Annotated in this window: 21 protein-coding genes; 7 read left to right on the plus strand and 14 right to left on the minus strand. The window is 61.5% G+C overall.

Annotation, left to right across the window (positions count from 1 at the left end; translation table 11 throughout):
* Both BSU04_RS05705 and BSU04_RS47375 read right to left on the minus strand, forming a co-directional pair.
* Positions 1-1,221, minus strand: a 1,221-nt coding sequence (locus tag BSU04_RS05705) for a hypothetical protein (RefSeq protein ID WP_144021131.1), incomplete at its 3' end; no start/stop codon positions are given.
* Between the two features lie 243 nt (positions 1,222-1,464).
* Entirely contained in the window at positions 1,465-1,596 is a 132-nt protein-coding gene (locus BSU04_RS47375) for a hypothetical protein (protein ID WP_256982204.1), read from the minus strand.
* Positions 1,597-1,722: 126 nt separating this feature from the next.
* On the opposite strand from BSU04_RS47375, the gene fliL reads away from it, so the two are divergent.
* The 7 genes from fliL to fliR all read left to right on the plus strand — a co-directional run bounded on the left by fliL (position 1,723) and on the right by fliR (position 6,220).
* Positions 1,723-2,217 carry a flagellar basal body-associated protein FliL gene (gene fliL, locus BSU04_RS05710; RefSeq protein ID WP_089159692.1) on the plus strand — a complete coding sequence of 165 codons (495 nt, stop codon included), beginning with the start codon at positions 1,723-1,725 and terminating at the stop codon, positions 2,215-2,217.
* A 138-nt stretch (positions 2,218-2,355) separates the two neighbouring features.
* The gene (gene fliM / locus BSU04_RS05715) at positions 2,356-3,354 is read left to right on the plus strand and encodes a flagellar motor switch protein FliM (RefSeq protein WP_089159693.1); all 999 of its coding nucleotides are present in this window, start codon (positions 2,356-2,358) and stop codon (positions 3,352-3,354) included.
* A complete protein-coding gene (fliN, locus tag BSU04_RS05720; protein ID WP_089159694.1) occupies positions 3,347-3,784 on the plus strand; it encodes a flagellar motor switch protein FliN in 438 nt (145 codons plus the stop codon). Before fliM ends, fliN begins: the two co-directional genes overlap by 8 nt.
* Positions 3,781-4,323 (plus strand): flagellar biosynthetic protein FliO, encoded by a 543-nt coding sequence (fliO, locus tag BSU04_RS05725; protein ID WP_089159695.1) that lies wholly within the window; start codon positions 3,781-3,783, stop codon positions 4,321-4,323. Before fliN ends, fliO begins: the two co-directional genes overlap by 4 nt.
* Positions 4,323-5,099, plus strand: coding sequence for a flagellar type III secretion system pore protein FliP (gene fliP / locus BSU04_RS05730; RefSeq protein ID WP_089159696.1), 777 nt, complete (start codon positions 4,323-4,325; stop codon positions 5,097-5,099). Before fliO ends, fliP begins: the two co-directional genes overlap by 1 nt.
* Before the next feature lie 57 nt (positions 5,100-5,156).
* Positions 5,157-5,426, plus strand: coding sequence for a flagellar biosynthesis protein FliQ (gene fliQ, locus BSU04_RS05735; RefSeq protein ID WP_062084878.1), 270 nt, complete (start codon positions 5,157-5,159; stop codon positions 5,424-5,426).
* 2 nt (positions 5,427-5,428) lie between these two features.
* The gene (gene fliR, locus BSU04_RS05740) at positions 5,429-6,220 is read left to right on the plus strand and encodes a flagellar biosynthetic protein FliR (protein ID WP_089159697.1); all 792 of its coding nucleotides are present in this window, start codon (positions 5,429-5,431) and stop codon (positions 6,218-6,220) included.
* Positions 6,221-6,235: 15 nt separating this feature from the next.
* Here the strand turns inward: fliR and BSU04_RS05745 are convergent, their stop codons facing one another.
* The 12 genes from BSU04_RS05745 to flgC all read right to left on the minus strand — a co-directional run bounded on the left by BSU04_RS05745 (position 6,236) and on the right by flgC (position 19,231).
* Positions 6,236-7,351 (minus strand): Fic family protein, encoded by a 1,116-nt coding sequence (locus BSU04_RS05745; protein ID WP_089159698.1) that lies wholly within the window; start codon positions 7,349-7,351, stop codon positions 6,236-6,238.
* Between the two features lie 173 nt (positions 7,352-7,524).
* Complete coding sequence (gene flgL / locus BSU04_RS05750) at positions 7,525-8,799, minus strand: flagellar hook-associated protein FlgL (RefSeq protein WP_089159699.1); 1,275 nt, start codon at positions 8,797-8,799, stop codon at positions 7,525-7,527.
* A gap of 10 nt (positions 8,800-8,809) precedes the next feature.
* Positions 8,810-10,768 (minus strand): flagellar hook-associated protein FlgK, encoded by a 1,959-nt coding sequence (gene flgK / locus BSU04_RS05755; RefSeq protein ID WP_089159700.1) that lies wholly within the window; start codon positions 10,766-10,768, stop codon positions 8,810-8,812.
* Positions 10,769-11,090: 322 nt separating this feature from the next.
* A complete protein-coding gene (locus tag BSU04_RS05760) occupies positions 11,091-11,840 on the minus strand; it encodes a flagellar brake protein (RefSeq protein ID WP_089159778.1) in 750 nt (249 codons plus the stop codon).
* A gap of 402 nt (positions 11,841-12,242) precedes the next feature.
* Positions 12,243-13,229 carry a flagellar assembly peptidoglycan hydrolase FlgJ gene (gene flgJ / locus BSU04_RS05765; protein WP_256982228.1) on the minus strand — a complete coding sequence of 329 codons (987 nt, stop codon included), beginning with the start codon at positions 13,227-13,229 and terminating at the stop codon, positions 12,243-12,245.
* Between the two features lie 57 nt (positions 13,230-13,286).
* Positions 13,287-14,405 carry a flagellar basal body P-ring protein FlgI gene (locus tag BSU04_RS05770; protein WP_089159702.1) on the minus strand — a complete coding sequence of 373 codons (1,119 nt, stop codon included), beginning with the start codon at positions 14,403-14,405 and terminating at the stop codon, positions 13,287-13,289.
* A gap of 2 nt (positions 14,406-14,407) precedes the next feature.
* Positions 14,408-15,091, minus strand: coding sequence for a flagellar basal body L-ring protein FlgH (locus BSU04_RS05775; RefSeq protein WP_089159703.1), 684 nt, complete (start codon positions 15,089-15,091; stop codon positions 14,408-14,410).
* Between the two features lie 55 nt (positions 15,092-15,146).
* Positions 15,147-15,935 (minus strand): flagellar basal-body rod protein FlgG, encoded by a 789-nt coding sequence (gene flgG, locus BSU04_RS05780; protein ID WP_089159704.1) that lies wholly within the window; start codon positions 15,933-15,935, stop codon positions 15,147-15,149.
* Positions 15,936-15,958: 23 nt separating this feature from the next.
* Positions 15,959-16,714, minus strand: a complete 756-nt coding sequence (flgF, locus tag BSU04_RS05785; protein ID WP_089159705.1) for a flagellar basal-body rod protein FlgF — start codon at positions 16,712-16,714, stop codon at positions 15,959-15,961.
* A 35-nt stretch (positions 16,715-16,749) separates the two neighbouring features.
* Positions 16,750-18,012, minus strand: coding sequence for a flagellar hook protein FlgE (gene flgE, locus BSU04_RS05790; RefSeq protein WP_089159706.1), 1,263 nt, complete (start codon positions 18,010-18,012; stop codon positions 16,750-16,752).
* A 42-nt stretch (positions 18,013-18,054) separates the two neighbouring features.
* Positions 18,055-18,795, minus strand: a complete 741-nt coding sequence (locus tag BSU04_RS05795; protein ID WP_089159707.1) for a flagellar hook assembly protein FlgD — start codon at positions 18,793-18,795, stop codon at positions 18,055-18,057.
* Positions 18,796-18,805: 10 nt separating this feature from the next.
* Positions 18,806-19,231 carry a flagellar basal body rod protein FlgC gene (gene flgC / locus BSU04_RS05800; RefSeq protein WP_087646941.1) on the minus strand — a complete coding sequence of 142 codons (426 nt, stop codon included), beginning with the start codon at positions 19,229-19,231 and terminating at the stop codon, positions 18,806-18,808.
* Positions 19,232-19,248: the final 17 nt, after the last annotated feature.

The raw sequence follows: 19,248 nt of genomic DNA on the forward strand, positions 1-19,248 counted from the left end.
GTAGTCTGGAACGGCGATTAAATTGTAGTAGTTAAGGCCGCCTTGATCGTTATCGATATGACGATGCATATCCAAATCGAGATATGGGTCCTCCGGGTGAGCTTTCATATATGCAACCCAGTCGACTTCAATACTAATCACGCCGCCGTTGTCGGTGTAGCTTTTGACGGTCATTCCGGCTTTCTCGAGCATCCTTACGCCCTCAAGCATATCGACGGAAATGGCTTTGCCGTCAGACGTGGCTCTAGCCTCGAACCGCGTGTCGAAAATCAGGAAATCTTCCGTCGCAAGTAATTGAAAACCGCTGCCGGTTCCAGCCGTCTCAGTAATTACAAAATCTTCGGAATGAACGCCCTGTTCGCCCGACGCAGAAATAACACTCGCCGTGTAGACGTGCTGCCCCTTCGTGAGGCCCTCGTCCTGATACGACCAGTCGAGCCCCGTGACTGAGGCCGTGCCGATCTTCTGGCCGTCGCGATAAATGGCGAGCACTTCGCCTTCGTGCAGGGCAGTGCTGATCGTGCCGTGCAACTGCGGAGAGGTATCGACTGTCTTGCCGCCATTCTGAATGACGTTGTCGTGATGATTGCCAGCCGGATCGATGACTTCATCGAGCGCGCTGGTGATCGTGGCCACAGCCGAAGGCACAACAATGCCGTCGCCAACCATGTGCACAACCAAGTGATTCGACATCAGCGTGACGCCGCTTACCGCGCTCACTGTGCCGACGAAGAACTCATGCGTGCCCTTGGCGAGCAAGGGCGTGCTGAACGCCCACGTGCCATCCGGATGCACGGTGGTTGAGCCAATTGAGTGATCGCCATCGAACACGCTAATGACGTCACCGGCGTGGCCGAAGCCGATCATCGTGGGAAGCGGATTTTCGATTGTCGTCAGCTTGGCGAACTTGCCGCCCAATCCTTGGATTGAGTCACTGATTCCCGCGATCGAAGGCGCTCCAGCGCTGACGGGCATGTCGTGATGGTGATGATGATGGCCGTGCGAACCGGTTGCGTGAAACGCATGCTTTCCCATTCCCGGTGATCCGAGCCATGGCAGGGACCACGCGCCATCCGCAGCGGCGACTGCCTCGCCAATCAGCCGCAAGCCTTCAAAGATTTTGACTAACGAAAAGGGCGCACTCGTGCCCCTGATCTCCGATCCAGCGTGACCTGTAACAACGGATGAAATAACCGTGTTGGATGAATTCTTTTGGGACATGGCTCAACCGCTCTCTTCTGTTTAGTTATCTGCGGGCAGCTGAGTTAGCTCCTAACGGCGACCGCCCGATGAAAACCGCCTGCGAGTTAATTAAAAATCGCAACGGTCAAGCGGACGATTTTGAATAATGAAATTGAAAGGCGATACGAGATAAATCCTATTTACACAAGCCGTCGCGCGTGGTTAGACCGCGGGGCACGATTTGTGGTAAAGCGTTCGTCGTTACAGGCAGACCACTAACCCTTAAAGCAGCAACACGGCATCGACCCCGACCGTTACGCCGAAAACCCGGTGACCGAGCATAGATCCAGCCTGCCGGGTCAGCACCCACGCCACGCCCTTGCCGTCCTCGAAATCCCTCCGCACAAGCAGCACCCCGCCCGTCCACCGGTGCCAACAAAACCCAAACTCACGAGTTAGCCCTAATAACCCCTTCTGTTCGGGCCATCACAGAACCTCACTTTCGCCAACAATTCAGGCTACAGAAAGAGGTCCGCAATCATGGCAAGTACCACCGCAACTCAACAACCCATCGTCACCGTAAAGAGCGGCAAGATGAAGCGCATCTTGCTGATCGTGTTGGGACTCATCGTTTTGCTGGGCGCCGGCGGGGCGGGTGCGTATTACTACTTCCTGCAAAAGCCCAGTTCGGGAGGGATAGCGAAGCCCGCCCCTGCCGCGCCGCCGGTGTTTTTCCCGCTGGAATCGATGACCGTCAATCTCCAGTCCGACGACACCATGCATTACTTGCGCATTGGCCTGACGCTGAAGCTGCCGGACCAGAAGGCACAAGCTGCGCTGACCGAGCGCATGCCGGAAGTACGCAGCCACATTCTGATGTTGTTATCGGCGAAGCGGCCGGACGATCTGGCGGGCATCGACGGCAAGCGTGAGCTCGCGAAGGAACTGTTGGAGACGGTCCAAAAGACCGGCGGCACGCCTGATAGTCCAGCGCGTGTCCAGGAAGTGTTATTCACGGAATTCGTCGTTCAATAATCCGCGCGATAACCCTCGCCTTCAGCCGCTTTCGCAAAAGCAAACGCAGAAGCAAACGCAGAAGCAAACGTTCAAGCTAACTGCAAGAAGCACGACCGTAAGCACCAAGCAACCGCGCACAGGAACCAAGGAACACTCATGGGCCACGAAGAGTTCATGTCGCAGGAGGAGGTGGATGCCCTGCTCAAGGGCGTCACCGGGGAAGTCGACGCAGTCGCCGACGAAACACGCTTTCATGGCGTGCGCCCCTACAACCTCGCGACGCAGGAACGCATCGTCCGGGGCCGGATGCCGGGCCTGGAAATCATCAACGACCGCTTTGCGCGCCTCTTGCGCGTGGGCATCTTCAACTTCATGCGGCGTTCGGCGGAGATTTCCGTCGGTCCGGTGAAGGTGCAGAAGTACAGCGAATTCACCCGCAACCTGCCGATCCCGACGAACCTGAACCTCGTCCACGTGAAGCCATTGCGCGGCACCTCGCTGTTCGTGTTCGATCCGAACCTGGTGTTCTTTGTCGTCGATAACCTCTTCGGCGGCGACGGCCGTTTCCACACGCGCGTTGAAGGCCGCGAGTTCACGCAGACCGAACAACGCATCATCAGCAAGCTGCTGAACCTCGTGTTCGAACACTACGCGGCATCGTGGAAAAGCGTGCGAACGCTTAACTTCGAATACGTGCGCTCGGAAATGCACACGCAGTTCGCCAACGTGGCCACGCCGAACGAGATCGTGATCGTCACGCAGTTTTCCATCGAATTCGGATCGACCGGCGGCACGCTGCATATCTGCATGCCGTATTCAATGATCGAACCGATTCGCGACATCCTCTCCTCGCCCATTCAAGGCGAAGCGCTCGAAGTCGATCGCCGCTGGATTCGCGTGCTGTCGCAACAAGTGCAAGCGGCCGAAGTGGAACTCACGGTGGATCTGGCGGAGATCGGCACGACCTTCGAAAAGATTCTCAACATGCGAGCAGGTGATGTCCTGCCGATCAATGTGCCGGAACTCGTCACGGCAAAAGTGGACGGCGTGCCAGTGATGGAATGCGGCTACGGAATTTTCAATGGTCAATACGCGTTGCGCGTCCAGAAGATGATCAGCGCAACCGACACGATGAAGGAAGGTGGATATGAGTGATGTAACTGAACCGGGCACGCTGCCGTCCGATCCGCTCAAGAGCGAGGACTTCGGCATGGACGACTGGGCGAGCGCGCTGGCTGAGCAGAACGGCAATGAAACGCCGGCGGCGGCGTCATCGGCGGGATTATTCCAGCCTTTGTCGAAAGTCGAGGCGCCCTCGACGCGCAATGACATCGACATGATTCTCGACATCCCCGTGCAGATGACGGTGGAACTCGGGCGCACCAAGATCGCCATCCGCAACCTGCTGCAACTGGCGCAGGGGTCGGTGGTGGAACTCGACGGCCTCGCGGGCGAACCGATGGACGTGCTGGTCAACGGCTGCCTGATCGCGCAGGGCGAAGTCGTGGTGGTCAACGACAAGTTCGGTATCCGTCTCACCGACATCATCACGCCGTCCGAACGCATCAGGAAGTTGAATCGATGAAACGCTTTGCCGCCGCGCTCGCAGCATTGGCAGCGCTTGCCATGACGCTTGCCGCCCACACAGCTCACGCCGCCGACATGAACGCCGTCAATCACGCGGCGCAGATTGCATCGGGCGTTGGCGCGGGCACGGCCGTGCCGTCACTCGGCGTGGGCGCGGTGCTGCAGACGCTGCTCGGGCTCGCGATCGTGATCGCATTCGTGTTCGGCTGCGCGTGGCTTGCGCGCAAGTTCGGCGTGGCCGGCACCAAGCGCACGGGGCTGGTGAAGGTGATCGGCGGAGCGTCGCTTGGCAACAAGGAGCGCGTCTCGGTGGTGGAAATCGGGGACACGTGGCTCGTGCTCGGCGCCGCACCCGGCAATGTGCGGTTGCTGCACACCATGCCGGCGGGATCGACGGAACTCAAACTCGACAGCACTGAAGCCGGCGTCACGCCCGACGGCCAAGCACTGCACGGCAGTTTCGGACAACGTTTTCGCGATGCCCTCGCCGGTGAAGCGACCAGACGTCTGCAAAAATTCGCAGGCGGGAGCAAGTAATGCAGGCTCGTTTTTTTGCACAGAGCGCAAGACTGGTGAAGCTGTTGGTGCCGGTCCTGGTCGCCGCCCTTCCCTACACCGCTTTCGCCCAAAGCACAGCAGGACTTCCCGCGTTCAACACCAGCCCGGGTCCGAACGGCGGCACGACGTATTCGCTCAGCGTCCAGACGATGCTGCTGCTCACGATGCTGTCGTTCCTGCCAGCCATGCTGCTGATGATGACGGGCTTCACGCGCATCATCATTGTGTTGTCGCTGTTGCGGCAGGCGCTGGGTACGACCAGCACGCCGCCTAATCAGGTGCTTGTGGGACTCGCGCTGTTTCTCACGCTGTTCGTGATGTCGCCGGTCCTCGACAAGGCTTATGTCGATGCGTACAAGCCTTTCTCCGACGGCACGATCACGATGGACCAGGCCATGACGCGCGGCGTCGCCCCGTTCAAGCAATTCATGCTGCGCCAGACCCGCGAGGCCGATCTCGCGCTGTTCGCCCGGATCGCCAAAGCGCCGCCGATGAACGGTCCCGAAGACGTGCCGCTCTCGCTGCTGGTGCCGTCGTTTGTGACGAGCGAGCTCAAGACCGGCTTCCAGATCGGCTTCACCATCTTCATCCCGTTCCTGATCATCGACATGGTGGTAGCAAGCGTGCTGATGTCGATGGGGATGATGATGGTGTCGCCCACCACCATTTCGCTGCCGTTCAAGCTTATGTTGTTCGTGCTGGTGGACGGCTGGCAGTTGCTGATTGGCTCGCTCGCGCAGAGCTTCGTTTCATAGCGTCCGTTTCATAGCGTTCGTTTCATAGCCTTAGTATCCAGCGTCAGGAATTTCACGATGACACCCGAATCCGTCATGTCGATCGCGCACCAGGCCATGTATGTGGCGCTGTTGCTCGCGGCTCCGTTGTTGCTGGTCGCGCTCGTGGTCGGGCTGGTGGTGAGCCTGTTCCAGGCCGCGACCCAGATCAACGAAAGCACGCTCTCGTTCATTCCGAAATTGCTCGCCGTAGCGCTCACGCTCGTGATCGCCGGTCCGTGGATGCTGGAAACGCTGCTCGATTACATGCGCCATGTTTTCACCATCACGCCCGCGATCACCGGCTAACGATGTTCTCCGTCACTTACGCGCAGCTCAATGTCTGGCTGACGTCGTTCCTCTGGCCGTTCACGCGCATCCTTGCGCTGATCGCGACCGCGCCGCTGCTCAGTCACCAGGCCATCCCGATTCGCGTCAAGGTCGCAGTCGCGGCCTTCATCGCGCTGATCGTCGCGCCCACGATTGGCGCGGTTCCCCAAGTGACCGTGTTTTCCGCCGATGGCGTGATGATCATCATCAATCAGTTCCTGGTCGGGGCGGCGCTCGGCATGACGATGCAGATTGCATTCGCTGCCATCGATGCTGCCGGCGAGTTTATCGGCATGCAGATGGGGCTGGGGTTTGCGATGCTTTACGACCCGCGTGCCGGGGGAAATTCGGTGGTGATATCGCGGTATCTGAACACCATCGCCATGCTCGCGTTCCTTGTGTTCGACGGCCACCTGCAAATGATCAGCGCGCTCGTGCAGACATTCCAGAGCGTGCCGGTGAGCGCAAACGTGCTGGGTTCGGCCGTACACGCGCGCGGCTGGCAGACGCTCGCCACGTATGGCGTGAGCGTGTTTTCGACGGGCTTGCTGCTGTCCTTGCCGGTGGTCACCGCGCTGCTTATCGCCAACCTGGCGCTGGGTATCCTGAATCGCGCAGCGCCGCAGATCGGGATTTTTCAGGTGGGCTTTCCAGTCACCATGCTGGTCGGATTCCTGCTGATCCAGTTGATGATCCCCAACATGATCCCGTTCTTTCAACGCATTTTCGACACCGGTATTGACCAGATGGGGCGCGTGGCGGCTGCGCTTTAGCAACCGGCCGGGTAGTCAATCGACCAGTTCGTACGCGGTGCTGCGCCCGCCCGACACCGATCTTCGCAGCGCCCCCAACGCCACCAGTTCGCCGATGTCGCGTAACGCTGTATCCGGCGAACACTTCGCGATGGCGGCCCACTTGCTGCTGGTCAGCTTGCCGTCGAAACCATCCAGCAGCCGGTTCAGCAGCTTGATCTGCCGCTCGTTGAAGGGTGCGGCGGCCCAGCGCTGCCAGAAACGCGTCTTGACCAGCACCGCGTCCACCGTGTGCTGGGCGTCGTCCACTGCGCGATGCAGCGCGTTCAGGAACCACGTAAGCCACGCGGTGACATCGAGCGATCCGCGCTGCGTCTGCTCGAGGATGTCGTAATAACCGCTGCGCTCTGACTGGATCTGCGCCGACAGGCTGTAGAAGCGCTGCGGACTGCCGTCGGCGCGGGCGAGCAGCAAGTCCCCTATCGCCCGGGCGATACGGCCGTTGCCGTCGTCGAAAGGATGAAGGGTGACGAACCACAGGTGCGCCAGCCCGGCCTTGATCACCGGCGCCACGGCTGAGTCGCGATTGAGCCAGTCGAGAAAACGCGTTGTCTCGGCGTTGAGGCGATCGGCCGGGGGCGCCTCGAAACGAACCCGCTGACGGCCGATGGGACCGTAGACCACCTGCATGGCGCCGTTTTCGTCGTTGCGCCATGCGCCGATCTGGATCCGTGACATACCGCTGAAGCCAGTCGGGAACAACGCCGCGTGCCACGCAAACAAGCGCTCCCGGGTCAGCGGGGCATCGCAGCGGGCGGTAGCGTCGAGCACCATTTCAACCACGCCCTCCACGTGCCGGTCGACCGGTGCAAGCGCCCCGATATCCACTCCAAGCCGGCGCGCGATAGACGATCGGACCGAATCCGCATTCAGTCTTTCCCCTTCGATTTCGCTGGTTTTGAGCACGTCCTCAGTGAGCGCGGCCAGACTCGCCTGATTGCGCAGGGTCAAACCGACATCGGCGAGCCGGCCGTGCAGCAAACCCTGGGCGCGACTGACCGCGGCCAGCGGCGCTGCGATCACCGATAGATCGAAGCACCAGGCCGGCCAGTCAGGATCTTCCCAGATAAAAGTCCATTCTCCGCGTTTCATGCGGTGATTATGAGGCGCATTCACCGCAAAGGGTGATTTATTCTCCGCATGCGTTCAGCGCAAAGGCGCGCAGGCGTATCGGCAAGACAATAAAAAGGGCCGCCCTTCAACCCGGCGGCCCAAAACACATCCTACAACCCACATCAATTCATTCCCTACACGCCCCCCGGCGCTTAACTACTCAGATAGTTGAACAGCGACATTTTCTGGATCTGTGCAAAAGCCTGCTGCGCCGCCTGAAGCGAGTTCTGCGTCATCTCGTACTGGCTGATCGCGCTGGGCAGATTGACGCTGACCAGGTCCGACAGGTTGTTGGCAGTTTGCGTCGAGGTCGTCTGCATGGCGGTCTGCGTCGCCGTCACTTCCTGTTCGCGGCCCCCCACCGCCGTCTGTGTCGTCAGCACGTTGTTGTACGTGTTGCTGATTTTCGAGCCCGCCGTGGTCAGCGCGTTTTGCAACGTCGCCTGCGCGCTCGCCGAATCGGCGGGCTGTTTCAGCGCATTCACCAACGAATCGAGCGTCGTGAAAATGTCGGTATCGCTGGTACTACCGGTGTTTGCCGGGGAGACCGAAAACTTATCACCCGATGCCGGCGTGCCGGAAATAGCGACAGTCTGCGAACCGACCGTGATGTTGCTGCCGGCCGTATAAGGCGTCGGCGTGGTCGGCGCGGTCACGGTAGGGGGCGTCGTCGACGGATCCGTGGACGTGATCGAGTACGAACTGACGCTCGCGGGCGGCGTGCCGGTGGTCGTGGTCCCGAACGTGATGGTGTAGATCAACGAGTTGGCGGGATCGCTGCTGTCGCTCACGCTGACCGGACCAATCGTGCCCGACCCCGTGTTAGCGGCTGATCCCGACGAAACCGGCGAGCTTTCGTTCGACGAAACGCTTTGGAATATCGCTGAACCTGGATCAGCTACGTTGATCGTGCGGGTGTCGGAAATCTGCACCTGCCGCTGCCCGGGGCCGCCATCGTAGGTCGCGCCAACGCCCGAGGCGTTATCGCTGAAGGGCTTCGAGCCGCCCTGGAAACCGGCAAAGATGTAGTTGCCGTTGGCGTCGGTGGTGTTGGCGAGCGTCATCAACGTACTGCGATAACCCTGGAGCTGGGTGGCAAGTGCGCTGCGGTCGGTGTCGTTGAGCGTGCCGTTGCCGGCGTTCACCACCAGCGACTGGATGCTCTGCATCACGTTCGTCACGCTGGAGAGCGTGGAGTCTTCCTGCTGCAGCGAGGTCAGCGCCGACGACTGGTTGGTCGAGTATTGCGCGAGGTTGGCCGCCTGCGAGGTCAGCGCCACGGCTTGCGCGGCGCCGAGTGGATTGTCCGCGGCGGTCTGCAAGGCTTTGCCCGATGAGATCTGCGCGTACATGTTGGCGAGCGATGCCTGCTGATTGTTCATCGTCTCGACGTTCATCGTGAAGTACTGCGAGCTGGAGATGCGCATCGTGAAAGCCTCAGTTGAAAATGCCGAGCAGCGTTGTGAACAGCGTGGAAGCGGTCTGGATGACCTTGCTGTTGGCCTGGTACAACTGCTGGTACTGAATCAGGTTGGCGGCCTCTTCATTCAGGTTCACGCCCGACACCGACTGTTGCGCCGACGTCGCTTGCGTGAGCACCGCGGTCGCCGACGTACTTGAACTCTCTAGATTGTTGGTCTCGTTGCCGATCTGGTTGACGAAGTTCGCGTACGCGCTCGTCAACGAGTCCGTGCCGCCGTTCAGCGACTTCGCTGTTCCGAGACTCGCCATCGCGAGCGCGTTGCTGCCGTCGCTGCTGCCGCCCTTGTTCGCCGCGATGCTGAAGGTATCGCCGTTTGCCGGCGTGCCGGTGATCGTTGCGCTGACTTTCGAGCCGTTGGATACGGTGAGACCCTGGGCAGGGTTGTAGGGGATCGGCGCACCCACCCCAACGGTCGTGCCGTCCGGCAACGTGACTGGCACGTTCGACGTAAATTGCTGGTTGGTCGCGTTGTAGGTCAGCGTCATGCTGGTTGCCGAGATCGAATAACCTGCGGTGACCGTCGCCGCCGAGATGTTCGCGGTGCCCGCGTTGCTCGCTCCCGCCGATGCTACCGCCGGGGACGCTGCCGCGATTGCGGTCGGGTTCGTTGTCACCAGCGAGAAGGCAGCGAGCGCGCCGCTCGTTGGCTGGATGTTGAACGAATCGCCGGCCTTCATGATGCCGCTCGTCACCGAGATATTCAGGCCTGCAATCGTGCCGCTGGCCGCGCCGGTTGTTGTCGAAGTGGGCGCGAGGGTACCGAGCACCGCGCCGCTCGCGCTGTCGGTAAGCGTGTAGTTGGTGCCGTTGTAGGACAGCGTGTAGTTGCCGCTGGTCGGCTGGGTCGGATTCGCGATCGATACGCTCAGCGGAGCAGTGCCCGTATTGCGCGAATTCGCATAAATGGTCGGGCTGCCGGTCGAGAACAGCGCGGTGCCGGGATTGCCGTTCAGGTCCACGCCCAGCGCATTTTGCTGGTTCAGTTGCGCGGCGAAACTGGTCGCGAGCGAGCCGAGCTGAGCCTGCGCTGGATCGAGCGACTGGCTGCGGAATGCGAGCAATCCGCCGACCGTGCCGCCGCCGAACGTGGAGTCGGGCAGGTATTGTGTTTGCGCAGGCGTCTGCGGCGAGCCGTCCGGCGATGCATACGCAATCGACAACTCGCTCGGGTCCGACGTCGATGTCACTGCCTGCAGTTGATAAGCCGTTGTACCCGAGACCAGCGGCTGGCCCGTCCCTATCGACACGTTGTACATGCCGTTGACGGTGTTGACCTGAACGTTCGTCAACTGGCTCAGGTTCGATACCGCCGTGTCCCGCGCATCGAGCAACTGATTCGGCGGCTGCCCCTGCGCGCTCGCGGCGGCGATCTGGCCGTTCAGCGTGGCGATCTGCGTGGTGTAGCTGTTGATCTGCGTGACCGCGCTGGTGAGCGACTGGTTGACGCCGGAGCGGAGCTGGTTGTAGTTCGCGGCCGCGGCGTTCATCTGGTTGACGAGCGATTGCCCGCTGCTCATCAGCGACTGGCGCGTCGACGTCGTGGCGGGGCTGTTCGCCACCGACTGCAAGCTCGTGAAATAGCTCGTCATGCCGGAGCCAATACCTGTGGTCGGATCGCCCACGAGGTTGTTCAGCTGCGACAACATCGAGTAGTAGGTGTTCAGCGAACTGCTGTTGGACTGCGCGGCATTGAGCTGCGTGGTCAGGAACGAGCTGTATGAACGCGCGACGGTCGCCGTCTGGACGCCCGAGCCCAGATAACCCGACGTCGTGTATTGCCCCGACGCCTCCTGGTACACCGGCTTCTCCTGGGTGTAGCCCGGGGTCGCGGCGTTGCTGATGTTCTGTCCGGTGGTCGTCAAACCCCATTGGGCTGCATTGAGACCGCTGACGCCGATATCGAATAGGGACATGCAAGGAATCCTGGTAAAGGCACGAAGCACGGGGCACGTAGCCGGGCCTCAGCTGTTTGACGACAACTGGTGTATATCGGCCGATTGCAGAAAAAGTTGAATCCCGGCGCGGTGAATCGAGGCGCGCGCGGGTTGAGCGCCGTCCGGCCTCCGCTCCGATGAAATCCGCATGCGCACTACGCCATGACGGATTATTCTCCGGCATTGATCGGAGCAATCGGTGAAGCAGCGAGGGGATTGGGCGTCAGTTCGCCGAATGGAGGGGGCGTTGCGGGGAAAGAAGATGGGCCAAGCGAGCACGAGGCTCGCTGCCGCATCAAAGTTAGCGCACCAGTGACCGGCGCTTCATCTCGAGTTGGGTAATCAAGCGCTGCAGCGTGTTTTCCGCTGACCCCGGCAAGCTCATGAACTTGAAGCCGAGCGTATAGCGCAGATCGCCCCTTGAATTCACCGTCTGCCGGTTCGACATCAATTGCAGGTCTAGCACTACCTTGCCGGGATTGCTGAAGTGCAATTCCACGGAACGCAGGATCAAGCCGACTTCCATCGATGCAACCCGCTCGTCCATGGTCCGCAGTGCAACGCCACCCAGCGAGAGGTCGTTCACTTCAAAGCGAAAACGCTCGCCATTCGGCAGTTCGCCGCTGCAGATGTACGGATCGAGCACGGGCGCTTCCACGCGGAAATACTCGCGCCGCTGCATGTAGAACAACACGGGCGGAAAATCCGCTTCAAACGCCGGGTGCCCTTCGAAGACGATTTCACGCGGCGTGCCGGTGGCGAATTCGACGCGGATTCCGTCGGGACTCGCGTGGAACATCAGGTTTTCCGAGCGCAGCATGGCCTGGTTCTGCTGGGGAATGCCACCCCAGTCGAAGATGAACGTACGTGCGCCCGGGTTCACGTCGAGCAGCCGCGTAACGATCTGCCCCGTGCCGTGATCGACGGTCAGAAAATCGGCTCGATTAACGAGGTTGCGTAGCGAGACGCCGATTTCCAGCGGGTTGCGCCGGCCGAAATCGGGAAGGTCGGACTCGTCGTCTGCGATGCCGGAACCGTTTGGCGGATTCATGTTCATGGAGCTTGCCGTGTTCGTTTGCTCGCTCGCGTCCCGATTTCCGAGACTGTTGGAGCGTCCAACCGGACCCTGTGGATCCGGCACTTCGATATTTCATTTAGCGGCAACCGGGATCGAATATTTAGGGTTGGTTGTAAAAAAACTTCCATAATCCCGTATCCGGCGGCCGAAAACGTTCGCAAAGCGCGCAAATCGAAACGAACCAGCACTTTCTCTCCATTTCGATGCGTCCCGGCCAGCCGGCTGCTTTCCGGGCGCACCATGCACCCGTTCCTCGCCGTCAGCCTGCATCGTCTTTTATTGCGACATTGGCCCCGTCGCTTTTGACACATTACTCGTAATACGTTTTGTCTACCTATATTAGATGCAGCAAAAGGTGCGCCAGTCCGCACTTGTTCAAGCAATGTGCCGCATGATCGAAATCAACTTTTTAGCGTATTGCGGGTCGGTTGCGTAGCCCGCCTTCTGCATTCCGTGCGCGAAACCGGCGGCATCACGCGAGGCTTCCACGACTGGTGCATAGCGCGGGTTGCTCTTGAGCACGCTGGCGTAGTCGGTGAGTGCGTCCTCGTACGAGTCGTAGGAGCGGAATTTCTCCACCACTTTCTGCGGTTTGCCGTTCACGTATTCCGTCGTCACCGCGCTCGTGGTCTTGCCGCTCCAGTCGCTGGTCGCCTTGATGCCGAACACGTTGTGGCTCGAGCTGCCGTCGGTATTCTTGATCTCGCGCTTGCCCCAGCCGGACTCGAGCGCCGCCTGACCGATGATAAACCGCGCCGGAATCCCGGTCGCCGAGCTGGCGGCTTGCGCCGGCGCGGCGAGACGGTCGACGAACGCGGCGACCTTGTCCGTGCCCACGCCGCGTGCGGGCGGCGTCAGTGCGCTGTCGGCGCTATAGCCGTTGCCGGTGAGCGATGCTTTCGAAGACGCCGTCGACGACCCCGCGGCGTTTGCATACGCCTTCGCCATTGCATTCATGGCGGCCATGTTGCCGGCGTTCGCGCTGCTGTCGCCGCTTGCACCCGCGCCGTCCGCCTGCGCGCCTGTGCCCGTGCTGGCGCCGGCGTTGCGCATGAGTTGCTTGAGCATCATGTCGGCTACGCCAATGCCCTTCGCGCCCATGTTCTGCGAAAGCTGCTGGTCGAGCATCGACGTAAAGGTCTTGCTGTCGTTCGAATCGAAAGGGCTATCGGACGGCGTGGCGTCCCGCATGCTCTTCAACATCATCTGCGTGAAAACGGAGTCGAATTGCTTGGCCGCCGCCTTCAAGCCCTGCTGCGGGTTGGCGTTGGCCTGGGCGCGCATGGCGTCGAAGCCCTGCACGTCGAGTGCAAAGCGGTTCGACAACGAACCCAGGCCGCTGCTCGTGTCCGTTGTACTCATTGATGCGAGCGCGTTGCTTGTCGTACCGGTCCCGTTCGCGTTCATGACCTGTCGCCTTTAAATAATTTCAAGATCGGCGCGCAACGCACCCGCCGCTTTCATCGATTGCAAAATCGAGATCAAATCCGCCGGCGTCGCCCCGAGGGCATTCAACGCCTTGACCACGTCCGCAAGGGTCGCGCTGGCTGCCACCTGCTTCAGCGCGCCCGTGTCCTGCTTCAACTGGATACTTGACTGTTTCGACGCCACGGTCTGACCGTTGGAGAACGCGCCCGGCTGGCTGACGGCGGTCGTCGTGTTGATCACCACCGACAAATTGCCATGCGCGACCGCGCAGTTCTGCAGCGTGACCATCTGGTTCATCACGATAGAACCGGTGCGCGCATTGACGATCACCTTTGCCGCGGCCTGCGCCGGCCTGACATCGATATTCTCCAGCTGCGCCATGAACGACACTACTTGCGACGGGTCGCTCGGCGCGCGCAACTGGATCGTGCGGCCGTCGAGCGCGATCGCCGTGCCCATGCCGAAGTCGTTGTTCACCGCCGCCACGATCTTCTGCGTGGTGTCGAAGTCGAGCGTGTTCAGTTCCATCGTCATCACGCCGCCGGCTTGCGTCACCGCGGCGGGCACGGCGCGTTCGACCAGCGCTCCGCCCGGAATGCGGCCGACCGCAAGCTGGTTGACCTGGACCTTGCTGCCGTTGGCGCTTGCGCCCGCGCCGCCGACCGCGAGATTGCCCTGCGCCATCGCGTACACCTGGCCGTCGGCGCCTTTGAGCGGCGCCATCAGCAGCGTGCCGCCGCGCAGGCTCTTGGCATTGCCGAGCGACGACACCGTCACGTCAATCGCTTCGCCCGGCCGCGAGAACGGCGGCAGAACGGCCGTCACCATCACGGCGGCGACGTTCTTCAACTGCATGTTCTGCGTGGTCGCCGCATTCAGCGTAATGCCGAGGTTGCCGAGCATGTTCACCAGGCTTTGCGTGGTGAACGGCGTCTGGGTAGTCTGGTCGCCGGTGCCGTCGAGCCCGACCACGAGGCCGTAGCCGATCAGCGGATTGTCACGCACGCCCTGGAACGAAACCAGGTCCTTGAGGCGCTCCGCTTGAGCTGCCTGCGGGAGTGCGGCAGCAAGCGCCAGCGCAATGAAAACGAATCGAAGAAAGAGTTTCATGGTCAGAAGGGCGCCACGTTGAGAAAGAAGCGCTGGAGCCAGCCCATCTGCTGCGATTCATCGATATAACCCTTCGCCGAATATTCGATCTTCGCGTCCGCCACCTGGGTGGAAAAGACCGTGTTGGTGCCGGAGATGGTCGTCGGATTGACGACACCGGAGAAGCGCACGAATTCGTTGCCCTGATTGATGAGCATCTGCTTCTCGCCGCTCACTTCCAGGTTGCCGTTGGGCAGGACGCCCGTGACGGTGACCGTCAGTGTGCCGTTGAAGGTATTGGCCGCGCTCGCGCCACCTGCGCCGTTGAATCCGTTCGAGCCGCTGGCGGACAGGTTGGTGTTGTGGAACAGTCCGCCGAAGATACCCGGCGTGACCGGCACGGCGAACGCCTCGCTGGCGTTGCGCGCCGCGTTCGCTGCCGACGATTTCGTCGCGTTGACGTTTTCCGCGATCACGATGGTGATGATGTCGCCGGTATTGCGCGGGCGCTGGTCTTCGAACAGCGGCCGTCCCGCGTAGCCCGCGTTGTAGATCGCGCCGGGCGATGCTGAATTGAGCGGCGGCGCCGGTGGCCGCGCGGTCATCGGCTGCTGGGTGATCGGCTCTTTGGGCACGAGGGCGCAGGCCGCCAAGGCGACCAGCGCCAGCACCGATATGCTGCGGAAACGTGAAAATTGTGATGACATCTTCGTGGTCCTTCGGAATGACGCTGCTGATGCGGTTGATGCCGGTTGGTGCAACTCAAACCTGCATCTGGCTCAGCGTCTGCAGCATCTGGTCCGACGTGGTCACGGCCTTGCTGTTGATTTCATAGGCGCGCTGGGTCTGGATCATGTTCACCAGTTCCTGGACCACGTTCACATTCGACGCTTCCACATACCCCTGCTGCAACTGTCCCGCGCCGTTCAGGCCCGGCGTGACGACGTTCGCGGTACCGGACGAAGCCGTCTCGGCAAACAGGTTTTCACCGCGTGCGTCGAGGCCGGCCGGATTGACAAAGGTCGCGAGCTGCAACTGCCCGACCGTCGTGTTGGCCGAGTTGCCTTGCTGCGTGATCGTGACCGTGCCGTCCGAGCCGATGGTGATGCCGGTCGCGGTCGAGGGGATCGTGATTGCCGGGGTGACCTGATAGCCGCTCGACGTGACGAGCTGGCCCTGCGCGTTGGTCTGGAACGAGCCGTCCCGCGTGTAGGCGGTCGTGCCGTCGGGCATCGTCACCTGGAAAAAGCCGTTGCCGTTGATGGCGACATCCTTCGAGTTGCCGGTCTGCGACAGGTTGCCCTGCGTATAGAGACGTTCGGTCGCGACTTGCTGCACGCCGGTGCCGATCTGGCTGCCCGACGCCAGTTCGGTCTGTTGCGTCGAGTTCGCGCCCGGCTGCCGGACGGTCTGGTACAGCAAGTCCTCGAACACCGCGCGCGAGCCCTTGAAGCCGTTCGTGCTGACGTTGGCGAGATTGTTCGAAATCACGTCCATCTGCGACTGCTGAGCGTTCATGCCGGTTGCGGCGATGTAGAGAGAGCGGTTCATGGTTTTTATCCTGGTACTGCGGATTAACTGAAGTCGAGCAGCTTGTTAGCCGACTGATCGTTCGAGTTGGCTGAATCGAGCAACTTGGTCTGCATCTGAAACTGGCGGGCGTTGGTGATCATGTCGACCATCGCGGACACCGCATTCACGTTGCTGCCTTCCAGCGACGCGGGCGCCACCGTCACCGTCGGGTCGGCGTCGGCGGGCTGGTTGTCGGCGGTGCGGAACAGGCCGTCGTCACCGCGCGTCAGGGTTCCCGCGTCGGGGTTGACGAGCTTCAACTGGTCGACCGTCGCAATCGAGGTCGGCGGGTCGCCCGGCATCAGCGCAGTCACCGTTCCGTCCTTGCCGATGGTGACCTCCGCGCCCGGCGGAATCGACATCGGACCGCTGTTGCCGAGCACCGGCAGGTTGTTTGCCGTGACCAACTGGCCGTTGGCATCGACGTGAAGATTGCCGGCGCGCGTGTACGCCTCCCCGCCGTCTTGCGTCTGCACGGAAAGCCAGCCCGGACCCTGGACCGCGACATCGAGTGGATTGCCGGTCTGCTGGATCGGACCCGGTGTGTAGTCGGCGCTCGGCGTGGACGACAGCACGAAAGTGCGCGTGGTCGCGTCGCCGGACGCGCCGTTCTCGAAGTTCATCGGCACCTGACGAAACGCGGAAAGCTGCGCACGAAACCCCGTCGTCGACGCGTTCGCGAGGTTGTTCGCCGTGACGCTCTGCTGCTCGAGCGCCTGCGCGGCGCCGCTCATCGCGGTATAGATCAGACGGTCCATTTATGACTCTCTCGTGCCCGGCCTGGCGGCAACGCTTACAGGTTGATGAGCGTCTGGTCGACGGTTTGCTGCGTCTTGATCGTCTGCGCGTTCGCCTGGTAATTGCGCTGCGCCGTGATCAGGTCCACCAGCGAGCTGGTCAGGTCGACGTTCGAGTTTTCCACCGCACCGCCTTGCAGCGAACCGTGGTTGGTCGAACCCGGCACCGACACCTGAGCGAGGCCCGATGCCGCGGTCTGCTGGAAGTTGTTGCCGCCAAGGTCCTGCAAGCCGTTTTGGTTGGCGAACGTTGCCAGCGCGATCTGACCGAGCGCTTGCGTCTTGCCGTTCGTGTACGTGCCCGTCAGCGTCCCGTCCGTGCCGACCGAAAAGCCCGCCAGTTCGCTCGATGAATAGCCGTCCTGGGTGCTGCTCACGAGGCCGGTCGTTGCGCCGTACTGGGTCGTGCCTGTGAAGGACATCGACATGGTTTGCAAGGCGGTGGTGGAGTTGGACGCACCATTCGGAATCGAAAAGGAGAACGGAGCGATGGCGGTGGCGGGCGGCGTCGGGATCATGTTGCCCGACTGGTCGAACGTGACCGTGCCGAGATCGCCGGTTGTGTCAGTCGCCGAACCCGTCGTGACTGGCGTGTTGGCCGTGCCGGTGGTCGCATACGCTTCCCACGAACCCGTCGACTGCTTGACGAAAAACACGTTCACCGCATGGGTGCCGCCGAGCGAGTCGTTGACGTTGATCTGGCTGGTGGCGCTATAGGTGTTCGCGTTGGTCGGATCGAATGGCGTCTGGGTCGGCAGCGCTTGCTGCGAATTCAGGTTGAACTGAAAACTCACATTCTTGGTCGCCGACGGCGGCAGGTTCGAGTTCGGCACGACGAGCGGCACGGTCGACGAGCTGTTGATCACGCCCTGCGCATTGGCCGCATAGCCCATCAACGTCTGGCCGGCGGCGTTGACGATCGTACCGTTGGCCGCGAGGTTGAACACGCCGTTGCGCGAGTACACGTTCGCGCCATTGCTCGACATCTGGAAGAAGCCGTTGCCGTTGATCGCGACATCCAGTGCCTGGCTGGTCGTGGTGATCGTGCCCTGGCCGAACTGCTGCTGCACTTCCGACATCTGCGAGCCGATGCCGATCTGGTTGTTCACGGCGGTGGCCACCGAGTTCGCGTACATATCGGCGAATTGCGCCTGGCCTTGCTTGAAGCCGACGGTGTTCGCGTTGGCAATGTTGTTGCCGATCACATCGAGATCGTTCGACGCGCCCGACAAACCAGATAAACCTTGTTGGTAACCCATGACGGTCTCCGCTTCTAGAAGAATGCGCTAATGAATAAGGGCTTAGAGAATCGACGCGATGCTGGTCAACGGCACCGTCTTGCCGGTCGTCAGCATGACGCCCGTCGTTCCGTCGGCCTGCTGCACCACGCTCTGTACTTGCGAGGAGGACAGCGCGGTCGCGGTCGCGGCAGCGCCGTTGATCGTGCCTGCCGCCGTGATGGTGTACGTACCGTCCGGCAACGTCGCGCCGGTCTTGTCCGTCGGCGTCCAGCCAGTGATCGGCACGGTGCCTGCAGCCTGCGGCCCGAGGTCGATCGTGTTCACCACCTGGCCGGCGCTGTTCGTCACGCTCACCGTCATGTCGCCGAGCGCGTTCGCCGTCTGCGCGCCGAAAGCGCTGGCCTTGCCGCCGGACACTGTCATCGTGCTTCCAGGGGCAAGCACGGTCGCGCCGATCAGCGACGCAGCCTGTGCCGACTGCCCTGCCGACAACTGCGTGGCAAGCGAGCTGAGCGACGTGTTCAACTGGCCGATGCCCGACACCGTGCTGATCTGCGCGAGTTGCGAGGTCATCTGCGAGCTGTCGGTCGGGTTCGTCGGGTCCTGGTTCTGGAGCTGCGTGACGAGCAGCGTCAGGAAGGTGTTCTGCAGGTCCGCCGGCGACTGCGTGCCGGTCGTGCTTGCGCTCGAACTGGCCGACGAAGTACCCGACGTGCTGGATGTGCTCGTGCCGTTCATGGTGTTCAGCAGCGTCTGCGACATCGTCGTGCCGGTGTTGCCGATCGTGGTGTTGGTTGTCACGGGATTGTCCTCAGGTTCCGATCGTCAGGGTCTTAAGCATCAGCTGCTTGGCGGTATTGAGCGTTTCCACATTCGCCTGATACGAACGAGACGCTGAAATCATGTTGACCATTTCCTGCACGGGATCGACGTTCGGCAAAGTCACGTAGCCGTCCGGGTTTGCTGCGGGATTGGTCGGGTCGTAGCTGGTTTTCATCGGCGTCGGGTCGTCGATCACGCCCGTCACCTGCACGCCGCCCACTTGCTGGCCGGACGCCGTGCGCGCGCCGCCGAGCGGATCGACGGCAAATACCACCTGCTTCGCCTTGTACGGCTGGCCGTCCGGGCCCGTCGTGCTGTCCGCGTTCGCCAGGTTCGAGGCGGTCACGTTCAGGCGCTGCGCCTGCGCGGACATCGCCGAACCGGCAACGTTGAAGATGTTCATCAAAGAGGGCATTGCTTCTCCTCGTTAAT

It is taken from the genome of Caballeronia sordidicola (genome assembly GCF_002220365.1).
In the GTDB taxonomy this organism is placed as follows: Bacteria; Pseudomonadota; Gammaproteobacteria; order Burkholderiales; family Burkholderiaceae; genus Caballeronia; species Caballeronia sordidicola_C.

Excerpts from the sequence above, each read along its gene's own strand:
- fliO (WP_089159695.1), top strand. The coding sequence starts at position 3,781 with ATGAAACGCTTTGCCGCCGCGCTCGCAGCATTGGCAGCGCTTGCCATG.
- fliP (WP_089159696.1), top strand. The coding sequence starts at position 4,323 with ATGCAGGCTCGTTTTTTTGCACAGAGCGCAAGACTGGTGAAGCTGTTG.
- flgF (WP_089159705.1), bottom strand. The coding sequence starts at position 16,714 with ATGGACCGTCTGATCTATACCGCGATGAGCGGCGCCGCGCAGGCGCTC.
- BSU04_RS05745 (WP_089159698.1), bottom strand. The coding sequence starts at position 7,351 with ATGAAACGCGGAGAATGGACTTTTATCTGGGAAGATCCTGACTGGCCG.
- flgK (WP_089159700.1), bottom strand. The coding sequence starts at position 10,768 with ATGTCCCTATTCGATATCGGCGTCAGCGGTCTCAATGCAGCCCAATGG.
- flgG (WP_089159704.1), bottom strand. The coding sequence starts at position 15,935 with ATGAACCGCTCTCTCTACATCGCCGCAACCGGCATGAACGCTCAGCAG.
- flgC (WP_087646941.1), bottom strand. The coding sequence starts at position 19,231 with ATGCCCTCTTTGATGAACATCTTCAACGTTGCCGGTTCGGCGATGTCC.
- fliN (WP_089159694.1), top strand. The coding sequence starts at position 3,347 with ATGAGTGATGTAACTGAACCGGGCACGCTGCCGTCCGATCCGCTCAAG.
- flgE (WP_089159706.1), bottom strand. The coding sequence starts at position 18,012 with ATGGGTTACCAACAAGGTTTATCTGGTTTGTCGGGCGCGTCGAACGAT.
- flgJ (WP_256982228.1), bottom strand. The coding sequence starts at position 13,229 with ATGAGTACAACGGACACGAGCAGCGGCCTGGGTTCGTTGTCGAACCGC.
- fliM (WP_089159693.1), top strand. The coding sequence starts at position 2,356 with ATGGGCCACGAAGAGTTCATGTCGCAGGAGGAGGTGGATGCCCTGCTC.
- fliQ (WP_062084878.1), top strand. The coding sequence starts at position 5,157 with ATGACACCCGAATCCGTCATGTCGATCGCGCACCAGGCCATGTATGTG.
- BSU04_RS05770 (WP_089159702.1), bottom strand. The coding sequence starts at position 14,405 with ATGAAACTCTTTCTTCGATTCGTTTTCATTGCGCTGGCGCTTGCTGCC.
- fliL (WP_089159692.1), top strand. The coding sequence starts at position 1,723 with ATGGCAAGTACCACCGCAACTCAACAACCCATCGTCACCGTAAAGAGC.
- BSU04_RS05760 (WP_089159778.1), bottom strand. The coding sequence starts at position 11,840 with ATGAATCCGCCAAACGGTTCCGGCATCGCAGACGACGAGTCCGACCTT.
- BSU04_RS05775 (WP_089159703.1), bottom strand. The coding sequence starts at position 15,091 with ATGTCATCACAATTTTCACGTTTCCGCAGCATATCGGTGCTGGCGCTG.
- fliR (WP_089159697.1), top strand. The coding sequence starts at position 5,429 with ATGTTCTCCGTCACTTACGCGCAGCTCAATGTCTGGCTGACGTCGTTC.
- flgL (WP_089159699.1), bottom strand. The coding sequence starts at position 8,799 with ATGCGCATCTCCAGCTCGCAGTACTTCACGATGAACGTCGAGACGATG.